Below are 13,101 nucleotides of genomic sequence, written 5' to 3'. Positions count from 1 at the left end.
ATACAATTTTTGTTTTATTGTATAGTTATATTAGGACGGGTCACATTGCTGGTTATTACTGTTGCTCTGGCTCCACTGACCTAAATCGGCGCCGTTCGTGATGCTTCCCAAGCCATCGAGATATAATCCGGTGGCTTTATTCTTAAACTTAACATAGCTTCCTGCAGTTTCCTTTGTCCATTGCTGTGCATCGCTGCCGCTATAACTGTACTGCCCTGCAATAGAGTCATTAGTGTTCCTGTACATGCCATCAACATATAACCCTGAAGCACGGTTTTTCAGCATTACATAATTGCCCACCGTTTCTATCGACCATTGCTGTGCTGTACTGCCGCTGTTACTCCACTGCCCTGCATTGGAACCATTGGAGTACCTGTACATACCATCGATGAGCAACCCTGTAGCGCGATTGGTTAAAGTAACATACGTTGTGGCTCCCTGCATGATGGCATTTATAACACCCTGATCGGTCACTGCTGCCGTATGGCGATTAAATATACCGAAATCAGCGGCACCGTTGTCCCAGTAAACAGGCACCATTCCTTTGCTGATGGCAGAGCTTACGACATATTTATCAAAATATTGCCTTGCAGCAATATGAGTTGACAGATCGGCAGGATTTGTTCGTTTTATTGCTCCGAATTCACCTATGAGCACCGGTATTCCCCGGTCGCCGAATTTTGATTTCATCAACCCTAATGCCCGTTCTACTTCGCTCTCTTCACCCCAGGTGGCATTGCGGGAAGGCTCGATGGTTGAATGAAAACCATTGCCCCAATAGTAGAACATGCTGCCCCATGTCGCATCTGCTGTTAAGCCACAAAATTGCCATGGCGCATAATAGTGAACCTCCACCATCAAACGGCTTGCAATCGGGTCGGTTGGCATCGTGTTCAGCAGGTTATAGGAATTATCTATACTTGTTGACGGTCCCTGGATTATGAGAGTACGGGAACTGTTATTTCCACCGGTTGCACGCACTGCATTTATAAAGGTTTGATGATAGGATAATAAAACCGACATACCCGTGGAGTCGGAAACAGCGGGTTCATTGGCACTGGCAAAAAGCAAATGCTCATTGTAGTTTTTGAAATAATTTGCAATCTGCGTCCAGTAATTTTGCTGTTTTGCGTTTACAGCGCTTTGTGCGCTTGTTGTGCAATTATTTTCCAGCCAGCCCCCATCCCAGTGAATGTTAATAATAGCGTACATGTTGTTATTGATACAATAATCCACTATTGTTTTAACGTGTGCTAACCAGTTAGGATCAATTACACCATTAGCAGCATGGCAGTCCCATGCACAGGGAATACGCACGGTGTTAAACCCGGCGGACTTTACTGCATTGATAAGGGCCAGGCTCGGAGTTGGGTTACCCCACGCCGAGTCGCTACAAATAGCTTCAAGCGTATTTCCAAGGTTCCAGCCAACCTTCATTTTGGAAGCGACCAACTGGGCTGTTGGTAATTGCGCCCATACATTCAGTGACATTAAAAGGGCTATAAACAAATTTGTAAAAAAGAGCCGCTTTTTTGTAACAAATAAAAAATTCTGTTTTTTCAGGTTTTCATTTAGCATAAGCAAAAGTTTAAAATTTGATAAGATGAAAAAGCAACATCGATTTTCAGACTTCTATAAAAAGTTTTGCAAGGGTACGGATATATGTCGCCTGTTTTCCTGGTAATTATATCTCCTACTGCATGCCCTGTAACAGTGCATCCAGTGCCTGTTGATCTCCTACTTTGTTGTTTTGCCTGTTGATAATTCCGAAACCATTATTGCCAATCGATCCTTCGTCCCAGTAAAATGGAAGAAGGCCATTGGCTTTTGCCTGCTGGGTAATCAGAAAAGGGCGTGGAACCCCAAATAGCAGCAGTAGCAGTTTCATATAAAGCAATTCGTTGGTTAATTAATTGGTGTAAAACTATCACTGTGCAGTTTATAATAGGGTGTTCAAATGTTGCAGATTATGGGATGAAATGTTACATATAAATGATTTTCAGTAGCCTCTTTGGCCGGCAACAATAAAATAAAAAGACCTGCAAGACGATTCAACTTTCGTTGAACTCTTACAGGTCTTTTGCCGGTCGCTGATGGAAATGACGACCTCAATACTTAAATAGCTCTAATGTGTGTCGTAATACTGCTTTGTAATATAATTGTAGACGAGCCAATTATTAGCATCTTTCTTAGCAATAAGTTGCATTGTACTGTCAGTAAGTGTTTTGACGGTCATTCTTGCATTCCAGTTGGCAACGTTGCCACCTTGTGCTTTGTCATGTAAAACCTGGGCATCAATAGTTGCCAACTCATTTGTAGCCGGGTACAACATGAATTTACCTGTTCCCGACAGGTCAGGAAACATTTTATTATTGGAGGTAAAATTTGCATTACCAACCAAATCAAAGGTCATGGTACCATAATCGCCTGCTGAAACGCCGGCCCAGCCAATATCTTTAAATGCAGGGTCCCATTCCCATCCCGTGCCACCAAAGTAAAATGGTCCCGCAAAAAATTTACTCACCCCCTTTGCATCCAGATCCAAAACCCATGTTTTCGAGTTTCCTAACCCACCACTGAGTTTAATCCACATTGGATCGCTTACGGTCTTTTTATCAATAGTATTTATAGTTACAAGATTTGTATCAGCCTGAACAAGACCACCCGCACTTTCAACACCATACACAAATTTGTAAGTTCCGGGGAAAGGAACATTGGTAGTATCTGTTAACTTTATGGATTGTCCGTAAGGAGTAACCCACAATGGAGTAAGACCCGGCGTTAAACTTGTTAAAACAATATCATTAGGATTTGCCGATGAAGGTGCAATGGTGAACTTCAGGTCAGTCTTGTTGGCTAACGCACCCAATTCAAATATTTCAGGCCTGCATGAAGCATACAGCAGTGCTGATCCTAAAAATGCAAGTACTATTTTAAATTTATTTTTCATTTCCTTTTATTTTTTGGTTATGACATTCGATTACCAGCCGGCATTTTGTTTTAGCGTACCTGAGGCTAAAGTAATTTGATCGTTAGGTATTTGCTGAAACCCGCGGGTTGCTTTAATGTTTGCCTGTAATTTTGAAGCAGAAGGCGGATTTGCAGTACCATCCTGGAAGTATGAAACAGTTGTATTTGCAGCAATTGTGGAAGCTGCTACATCAATACCCTGGCGCATTAAATCCCAATAGCGGAGTCCCTCACCTGCCAACTCTAACCTGCGTTCTGCTAAAATATCTGCTTTAGTTACGGAAGTAGCAGGCGCAGTTGAAGCATCAGCCCTATGGTGCACCTGGTTATAATAACTCACAGCGTTGGAGCTTCCCAATTCTGCAGCCATCAACAAAACATCTGAATAGCGAATGGCGAAAAAGTCCTGGTACTGACCAGTTTGAAAATTGGAAACAATAGAAGTTCCACTCTTGTCACACAGCATGGCATATTTCTTCATAAAATATCCTGTGTATTCGCGGCAGTCACTTGACTTATTGTAAGCAAGGTTTTCGTCAGCTATAGAAGTGATGGTAGCAAAACGCCGTGTATCAGTTGATGCGTAAAGGCTCCAAAATTTAGGATCAACAGTACAAGCACCCCAGCCAGACTGGTAAGGATAGATACTTTGTGAACGTATTCCTTCCATTACCATCCACCTGTTGCCGGTAGCATCTCCAGACCAGTTATCTGTGGAAGAATATTTAATTGCAAATACTACTTCCGGATTATCTTCACCTGCATAAGTGACATTTTTTGCTGTTGAAGCTGCCGGCCATAAAGTGTTGAAATCGCTTACCAATGAATGTCCGCTATGGGCAATTACATCTTCTACTGCAGCCAAAGCAGTAGCCGCTGTTTCGTTGGCAATAGTAGTTTTCCCATAGAAACCGGCATAGAATAGATAAGCACGTGCTAATAAAGATTCAGCAGCCCATTTGGTTAATCTTCCGCTGGGTACACTTTTGTAAGAAGCTGAAGGAAGACTATCCGAGGCTTCCCGTAAGTCCTTCATGATTTGAGCAAACGTTGCATCCGGATCGGCTTGCGGCACATTGGCAATGGTAGGTGTTATTACCAAAGGAACATTTTCGAACAATCGAACCAGATCTAAATAACAGTAAGCACGAATGAATTTCGCTTCGGCGGTATATTTTGTTTTTAACGCAATACTGTCGCCCCATGTTACCTTATCAATATTTTGCAGTAATACATTGCAGCGATAAATGGTTTGGTAATACGCTTTCCACCCGCCACTATGAAAAGAAACATCTGAAGGCGAAATTGATTTATCAAATTCATCTACCATTGCCCATCCATACCCGTCGAAAGTTCCAGTGCCTCCAAAACTGTTGTCAGAGAAAACTTCCAGCAAAGAAGGGATCTGATCATTGTTATAGATCTGATCAAGTCCATTGTAACATCCTACCAGGGCAGTATAAGCGTCAGAAGGCGTTTTATAATATGAAACATTGGTTTGCTTAGCATCAGTCAATTCGGTTGTAATAAATTTTTTGCACGAATTGAATGTTATTATTGTAACAACTGCAACAATGACAACTCTATATCTTTTCATGATTTTTCTTTTTCTCAATTAAAAAATAATGTTCACACCGGCCATGTAAACCTTAGGGCGTGGATAAAATCCATTATCAACACCTTGTCCAAAATAATAAGTGCCGCTTGCATCGGAAGAAGACGCACCTACTTCAGGATCCATACCACTGTATTTTGTAAAGGTGATCAGGTTTTGAGCAGCTACATATAAGCGGAACTGGCTTAAATTTCTCCATTTTATAAGTTTTGCCACATCGTACCCCAGGGTAATGTTTGAAACTCTTAAATAGCTTCCATCATGAATATAGAGATCTGAAAATTCTACCCAGTTAGAACTGTTTTGAGTTATGCGAGGCATAGTGTTTGAAGTTCCCTCACCATGCCAACGGCTAAGAATATCAGTTGTATAGTTAGCCCATTGACCAGGACCACGGTAAGATTGAACGATTTTATTGCCTGCTACGCCATTGGTTGTAACAGAAAGATCGAAGTTTTTGTAGTTGCCTGAAAATCTGAAACCAAAAATGTGATGCGGATTAGGATCACCGATATTGGTTTTATCTTTCGCGTCAATTACTCCATCTTTATTTAAATCTACCAATTTCAGGTCACCGGGTTGTGCATTCGGTTGAAGTAATCCGTTTTTACCTTGCCATGCCTGAACATCGGCAGTATTCTGAAAAATCCCTGCAGTTTTATAACCCCAGAAATAACCAATAGGATTTCCGGCAGCAGCACGGAAAAATTCAGGGCCATTAACAAATAAACTGTTTGTACCACCGTGAATGATCCCATCGGCAGTTGGAATATTGTTCACCACATTTTTATTGTAGGCATAAGAACCGGAAACGGTGTAGGTAAAATCTCTCCCAACATTTCCGTTATAAGCTAACTGAAGTTCTATTCCCTTATTAGTAACATCGCCGCCATTGATGTATGGAGGATTGCTAACACCGGCAGTTGCTAACAAAGGCGCTGCAATTAACCAGTCTTTTGTGGTTTTGTTGTACCAATCAAGGTTGACATTTAATTTATTATTTAAGAACCTTGCATCAATACCGATATTGGTTTGACGGGAAGTTTCCCATTTGGTATTTTCAACACCAATCGTTTGAGGATATGAACCCTGGGTTAAAGTAGTATTATCATTACCAAAATTGTACCGGGCATTTGATAATGAAATCAAAGACAGGTAATTAAAAGCAGAAATACCATCGTTACCATTAGTACCCCAGCTTGCCCTTACTTTCAGGAAGTTCAGCCAGCTTTTAGTTGATGTCATGAAATCTTCACTGCTTGCTACCCAACCGGCAGAAAACGATGGGAAATATCCCCATTGATGACCTGGAGCAAACATGGTAGAACCATCAGCACGGAAAATAGCAGAAGCCAAATATTTTTCTTTAAAACTGTAATTCACACGACCGAAGAAAGAAGATTGTGCATACACTGCATTGGCATTTCCGTTAAGCGACAAGCTATTGGTGACGGTTTGCCTGTTGGCTGCGGAAGTATCGGCACTCATTGAAATGGAAGTTACCGTAGAATTACTCAGATAGCCACGATCAAAAGAACTGAATAAAGTAGCGCCTGTATTATTTCCGTTCATCCATGTTCCCTGATATTTTCTAACTGCACTACCGGCTAAAACATCAAATCTGTGCTCTTTAATATTGAAAAGATAGTTGATAGTATTATCAAAGTTCCAGGTATATCCCTGAGAACTGCCCTGGCCAATGCTTTCATAAAGATTGTAAGCATACACGGATAACTTATCATACGTAGGCCTGTAGCTATGATTAGCCGAAGAAGAGTAATTCAAACCGAAAACTGACCTTATTCTTAAGTTTTTGATGGGCTGAAGCTCTGCATACACATCTCCCAGCAATCTTTGTGTTTTGCTGTCATTCTGATTATTGTATTTCATCAACGCATAAGGATTCGCTTCGGTATTATTCCAAACTCCGCCATTATATATAGTAGAATTGAGACTGCTTAAGTAATTGCCTTTTGCATCGTACATAGCTAATAAGGGGCTTGTACCTATTGCGCCGGCCAAAACGTTACCGGAATATATTCCACCATCAGCAACGCCTTTTTGATCAATAAAAGAAAAAGTGAGATGCTCACCTACTTTCAATGCGCCGTCGTACATTTTACGTTCAGAGTTTGCACGGAAGTTGATACGTTTATAGTCTGAAAGTTTTGAACCGCCAATGATTCCACCCTGTTCAGTATATGACCCACCTAATGAATAAGATGATACCTCAGATCCGCCATTAGCAGCTACATTGATATTCTGAATCGGCACATTTGAAGAAAATAGCTGGTGTAACCAGTCGGTTCCGTGAGCAGGCAAAATGCTGCTCCCTTTGGCTAAATCGTCAATTTGTGCCTGTGTGAAGAGAGGTGCTTTACCACTATTAATGGCTGCTTCATTTTGCATGGTAGCGTATTGCTCAGCATTCAGTAAAGGCAGTTTACGGGCAATATTTTGAACACCGTAATAAGCATCAATTGAAATTTGCCCGTCTTTTTTACCTGATTTTCCACTTCTTGTAGTAATTAATACAACACCGTTTGCACCGTTGATACCATAGATGGCACACGATGCAGCATCTTTCAGGATATCAACCGAAGCAATATCTGAATTGTTTAAGTAGGTAATGTCGTTGGTGATAACCCCATCTACAACATACAGGGGACTTGAATTCCCAATAGTTCCAACACCGCGGATATTTACCTTAATGCCGCCCCCGGGTTGCCCTGAGGTAGAGGTAATGTTAACACCGGCTGCCTGCCCCTGCAATGCCTGTAAAGCATTTGTTGTGTTTAATTTGGCAAGGTCTTCGCCTTTTACCTGGGAAGTAGCGCCGGTAACTAATTTTTTCTTTTGTGTGCCGTAACCGATCACTATTACATTTTCCAGTTGATTGTCGGCTTCCTGTAACTGAATACGTAATTGGCCGGAACCAACTTTAACCTCCTGCTGGGCAAAACCAATTGAAGAAATTACAAGCACCTCACCGGTTGATGCATTGATCGTAAACTTTCCGGAATAATCGGAAATAGCGGCGCGATCGGTGTTTTTTACAGTAACCGTTGCACCCGGAACCGGCATAGCAGTACGCTGATCGATAACTGTACCACTCACCTTTGCAGTTTGTGCGAAGCTATTTGTGCTTATGAGGAATACAGAAAAAACGCCCCATAGCAGCAATGATCGCAAGCGAATCGTTTTGGTTGATTTCATATGTGTATATTTAACTTGACTACATTTTCATTACTAATTTTTTGCCTTCATACAATACTTCTTTATCGCACCTGGCATCAAAATCAAGGTTGTTTGCTTTATTGGGTGTGATTATGTTAATACGAAGCGTTCTTTTTGGCAGCATTCCATTGAACGATCCTTTGCGGTCGCCAACGGTTATTGTTTTTGTTGCTTCGTTGTATTTTATTGGAATAATGGTGAATGCGCCTTTCTCATAATTATAGTTGGTTCCTTCATCTTCATACAGGTTAAAAGAAGCATCTGCGCCCGTATAAACGTTCAATGTAATGGTATCACCTGGTTTTTCTGAAGTGTATTGCAACTCTGGTCCGAAAGGAATGATGGAACCTGCTTTTACAAAAACAGGCATGCGTTCATAAGGAGCTTCTGCATTTATTTTTTGTCCGCCGGCATACCACCTGCCCGAATAAAGATCATACCAGCCTGCGCATTTTGGCAAATACAATTCACGGTTGCGTTGTTTGTATTTGTAAACAGGATTTACGAGCAATGAAGGACCGAACAGGCATTGATCACCGATATTAAAAACCGCCGTGTCTTTTGCAAAATCCATTACCAGCCCGCGCATGATCGTGTAATTCTCGTGATAAGCAGCACCTGCCAGTGAATAGATATAAGGTAACAGGCGATACCTTAGTTTATCGTAGTAAAGAATACTTTTGTAGGCGGCATGATCATCCGGAGCTATGTTGAATATCTCGCGGTAAGGGAACTGTCCATGCGAACGGAACAAAGGAACAAATGCGCCAAACTGGTACCAGCGTGTATTCAGCTCTCTCCATTCTTCGAGGCTTTCTGCGTTGGGGTTTTCAAATTTTTCCGGCACTACAAAACCGCCAATGTCCATGGTCCAGTAAGGGAGCCCCGACATAGAAAAATTAAGGCCGGCGGAGATCTGATTTTTCATATCCTGCCATGTACTGCCAATATCACCGCTCCATATCGCTGCAGCATAACGTTGTGAACCTGCAAAACCCGAACGCGTTAATAAAAACACCCGCCTGTTGGAATCAGTTGAACGTTGTCCTTCATAAATACCTTTTGCATTTTGCAAAGGATAGGCATTGAGATATTCGGCTGCACTGCCCAGTGCAGTTGGCGTCATCTGAAGCTTTCTCTTTGCAGGATTTACATTGGAAAGTATATCGGGTTCGCTTGCATCCATCCACCAAGCATCAATTCCTTTGCTGTAAATTTTATTGCTGATCAAATTCCAGAATCCTTTCCTGGCCTCCGGGTTGAACGCATCGTAAAAAGTGGAGACATATCCTTTGCCTATCCAATCCCGTTGCCGGTCGGCAATGTTTCTTTTGTAAAGCCATCCTTTTTTGTCAAACTCATTGTAGGTTGATATGCCCTCATAAAATTTAGGCCATACAGATATCATGAGGTGCGTGTTATACTTTTTGTGCAATACGTTAATCATGCTGTCGGGAGCAGGAAAACGGGTTTCATCAAACTCCTGGCTGCCCCACCCGGCTTCTTTCCAATAACTCCAGTCAAGCACAATATTGTCGATGGGGATTTTTCTTTTACGAAATTCATTGACAGTGGTAATAATTTCTTCCTGTGTTTTGTATCTCTCTCTGCTTTGCCAAAAACCCAATGCCCATTTGGGAACAATAGGCGCCTTGCCGGTAAGGTTGCGATAACCGGAAATCACTTCATCGATGTTGTTGCCATAGATAAAATAATAGTCAATTTGCTGACCTGCTTCCGAAGAAAAACCGAAACTGTTTTGCTCTGCTGCGCTCAATGGTTCCTGCCATTTCAACGAACAATAGGATTCGCCGCCCTCAGGGGTCCATTCAATTTTGACAGGTATTTTCTCTCCCGCTTTAAAATGGAAGGGGATCAAAGCAGGCGCAGGGTTCCATGACTTTCGCCAGTGATCCAGAACAAGGTTTCCACCGAGCCAAACTTTCAGCGAGCCGCCAAATGTGAAACGGAATTGATGAAGACCAGAGAGATTACTGGCCAGGCTGCCTTCCCAGGTTACGACGCCTGTTGCAGGTGTAAACATAGCGGGAAGGTGAGCCTTTGAATCGCCCAGGAAAGGCATATCGATGCTTGCCTCAGCTCTTTCGGTAATTACTTCCTGCGGTTGCAGCTTGTTATTGGCATAGGAAGCCGTAAGCCATCCTGCCTCTCCTTTCTTTGAAAAAAGCTGTAAAGCAGCAAGCTGGTGAAGCGGCCTGGTATCGCCTGCCGTTGTAAGTGAATAATTATCCCAAAGGATGCCATAATTCCTGGGTGAAACCAAAAAAGGAATGGCCACTTCGGTATTGTTTTGAAAAAAACTAACCTGCTGACCTCTATAATTATATATTCCATCCTGGTGCTGGCCTAATCCATACCATGCATCATCGGCGGTTGTTTGAAATGTTTGAGTAAGATTATAGTACCTTTTCCCTTCAAATACTGAAGGCTGAAAACTTCTTCCCAATGGCTGCTTTTCAGCTAATATGTTCTGGCCTTTCTGATCCCGGAAAGAAACAGCGCCTGTTTTCAGGTCAACAACAGCGGTAAGACTTTTTGTTTTTAATGTTATGCTTTCTTTTGAAGGAATGACATCCCAGGAAAGATCAGGCCTTTTTGTATAAACAGTGATCAAACTTTGACCAGGCACGATCTCTTTTCCGGGGGCTGCAATCACTCTTATAATATTGTCTGTAATGACCTCGAGCTTAACTGCATTAGAAGTACCTGTAACCAGGGGATCAGTGTAAACTATTACGCCGTCGGGAGTTGTTTTGTATTCAGGCGGAGGAGCTGCCAGTAATGTATTAACAGCAATAACATTGAGTAAGCTCAATAACAGTATTCGTAATTTCATATAAAGCAATGCAATCGTTATGGATAGTGTAAAGCTATCCCTGAGCTGTTTAAAACATGGGCCCCAATTGTTGCAGACTATGGTATGAATTGTTGCAGACGAATGATTTTCAGTGGGGTCTATTGAATAACCCGGCATGGGGAGGCATTGATTGGCAGAAACAAAAACGCTACGAAACGGCAAGTCTCGTAGCGCATTGTTTTTACTTTAGACATGGAGGTATGAACCTAAATGATCCTTATCACATTTGCATACGTCAATTCATCCAATTTTTTTTCAGGCAGAGTAACGACCAACCCCTTTTCAGTTCTGAACCTGTTGCCAGGCACATTACCAACAGCGGAAGCCATAAAGTCTTGATCATTTGATTTTTAATTTTGAGTAATTCCCTTCCATTGATCCGTTCTGAAAGGGATAGCGGGCAGCCCTGCTGAATTTACCAGGTTACTTTCCGGATTGTCTGCCCAGGCATATCGCACGGCTTGGGGTTCAGCGACTTTATCGGAATAAACAATCACTTCATTTCCCTCGATAATGGCTTTTGCCCAATAAAATTTTTTGTCTTTACCTGCAATCGCAAAACCCTTTACTTCTTTTCCGTCTTTCGTTGAAAGGCCTGAACCCGTAATCGTAAAATTGATGCGGATACGATTCCCTTCTTTTCGAAAATCTTTATAAACAGGCCCCGATGCGATGCCCGCTTGTTTGTACATCAGTTTACTGGCAATTAAAGCGAGGCGGCGGCCCACCTCCTGTTTGTTTTTCGGATGAATATTATCGGCATCCCCGATATCGATTATGCAGGCCATCCCTGTGTTAGGTTGAGAAAGTGTCAACGTTTGCGCTTCTCTCAATTCGGCCCATTCACTTTCAGCCGGAAGTGATTTTGTTCTCATGTAATTGGCTAACTGAACAAACAAAAATGGAAGATCACCCTGCTTCCAGCGTTGACGCCAGTCTGTGATCAGCATAGGAAATAGTTTTCGATAATTGTAAGCAGCCTGTACATTCGCTTCGCCCTGGTACCACAGAAATCCTTTGATACCATAAGGTATAAGCGGATTGATCATGGCATTGAACAACACGGTTGGGTAATACTGATAGTTGTGTATTTTGGGAATAGCGGTTTCAAGGTCTTTCCTATACAACCATTTCCCTGCTAAAGGAATCCTGGAAGAACCATCGGTAATGTACAAATCATCTGACAGAGAATTTAAACCGCCACCACCCCATAACATCGCCATCCTGACAGCAATCGTATTTTCTCCGTTTTTTACCAGGTGGGCCGGAATGGTATAATAATGCGTAGGATTGGCATTCCAGATATTCTTACAGATCTCCCGTCCATTGAAATAAAGGGAATAGTTCATTTCGGGATGGCCCAAATTCAGCGTCAGCTCTTTTGCGGCAAAGGATCCAGGCAATACGACCTTTTTCCGTAACCAAACCATACCTTCATAATTTCCAATGCCGAAATCCTTTATCACATTGGGCATTTCAATACCTGTCCAATCACCATCATTATATTCCGGGGCCGGAAATATTTTATCGGCATTATTTTGCGGATTAAAAACAATATTCCAAAAGCGTATCAGGTTCAAACTATCCTTTATAAAATCTTCCCGGTCAAAACTAAGCGTATCATTACTGAGTGTATTTGCCTTACTGATTGGCGATGTAAGCAACATCTCCCGGCTCGTCCAGGCTTCCACGGGTGTTCCGCCCCAGGTGCTTTGAATGATTCCAACCGGAACATGTTGATCACCGTGCATTTTACGGGCAAAATAATACGCCACCGCCGAGAACTCTTTCACATTCCCGGTATCACAAACTTTCCATTTGCCGGATAATATATCGGACTGTGGCGTTAGTTTTTTGTCGTGCTCAACAACCAAAAAACGTATTTGAGGGAAATTGGCTTTTTCAATTTCGTTTCGGGCATCCCCGGCCTGCTGCACCTGCCATTCCATATTCGATTGTCCTGATGCGAGCCATACATCTCCTATGAGGATCCCTGTTAGTTTAATGACTGCATTTGGCTTTCCCGGTTCGGTTATTTTGAGTGTATAAGGACCGCCTGCTTCAAACTTTGAAAAACGAAACATCCATTTTCCGTCTTTGCCGGCTTTTGCGGTTGTACGAACGGTTCCAAGTTCCCCTGTTATCAGCGATCCCGGATCCGCCGTTCCCCAAACAGGAATGGCAATGCCTCTTTGCAAAACCATATTGTCGCCAAATACTTTCGGCAGACTGATCTGCGCATAACACAACGAACCGGATAAAAAAAATGAGGCTATAAAAAACGATATGCTGATTACTTTTTTCATCTTACTTAACTAAAATTTTCACTTTCTGAAAAACGGCATTTGCCTTTTCGGTTGTTTTACAAGGTTATTTTTAAAAAACGGGCGCTATAGAAATA

7 protein-coding genes are annotated in these 13,101 nt (G+C 42.2%); all 7 read right to left on the bottom strand.

All coding sequences use genetic code 11. From position 1 onward, the window contains the following. Positions 1 to 30: 30 nt before the first annotated feature. Positions 31 to 1,578: a cellulase family glycosylhydrolase gene (locus AC59IL_RS37900; RefSeq protein ID WP_496557467.1), complete on the bottom strand. Its 1,548-nt coding sequence runs from the start codon at positions 1,576 to 1,578 to the stop codon at positions 31 to 33. 115 nt (positions 1,579 to 1,693) lie between these two features. Continuing rightward, positions 1,694 to 1,888, bottom strand: a complete 195-nt coding sequence (locus AC59IL_RS37895; RefSeq protein ID WP_496557466.1) for a hypothetical protein — start codon at positions 1,886 to 1,888, stop codon at positions 1,694 to 1,696. A 237-nt stretch (positions 1,889 to 2,125) separates the two neighbouring features. Further along, positions 2,126 to 2,950 carry a hypothetical protein gene (locus tag AC59IL_RS37890; protein ID WP_496557465.1) on the bottom strand — a complete coding sequence of 275 codons (825 nt, stop codon included), beginning with the start codon at positions 2,948 to 2,950 and terminating at the stop codon, positions 2,126 to 2,128. A gap of 30 nt (positions 2,951 to 2,980) precedes the next feature. Continuing rightward, positions 2,981 to 4,567 carry a RagB/SusD family nutrient uptake outer membrane protein gene (locus AC59IL_RS37885; protein WP_496557464.1) on the bottom strand — a complete coding sequence of 529 codons (1,587 nt, stop codon included), beginning with the start codon at positions 4,565 to 4,567 and terminating at the stop codon, positions 2,981 to 2,983. An 18-nt stretch (positions 4,568 to 4,585) separates the two neighbouring features. Beyond that, positions 4,586 to 7,801 (bottom strand): SusC/RagA family TonB-linked outer membrane protein, encoded by a 3,216-nt coding sequence (locus tag AC59IL_RS37880; protein WP_496557463.1) that lies wholly within the window; start codon positions 7,799 to 7,801, stop codon positions 4,586 to 4,588. Positions 7,802 to 7,820: 19 nt separating this feature from the next. Beyond that, a complete protein-coding gene (locus AC59IL_RS37875) occupies positions 7,821 to 10,679 on the bottom strand; it encodes a TIM-barrel domain-containing protein (RefSeq protein WP_496557462.1) in 2,859 nt (952 codons plus the stop codon). Between the two features lie 371 nt (positions 10,680 to 11,050). After that, a complete protein-coding gene (locus tag AC59IL_RS37870; RefSeq protein ID WP_496557461.1) occupies positions 11,051 to 13,006 on the bottom strand; it encodes a sialate O-acetylesterase in 1,956 nt (651 codons plus the stop codon). Positions 13,007 to 13,101 lie beyond the last annotated feature (95 nt).

The sequence above is a fragment of the Niastella sp. sgz303648 genome (genome assembly GCF_059587045.1).
The sequence above is the reverse complement of the archived record's forward strand: the minus strand, read 5'-3'. Positions and strand labels throughout refer to the sequence as shown.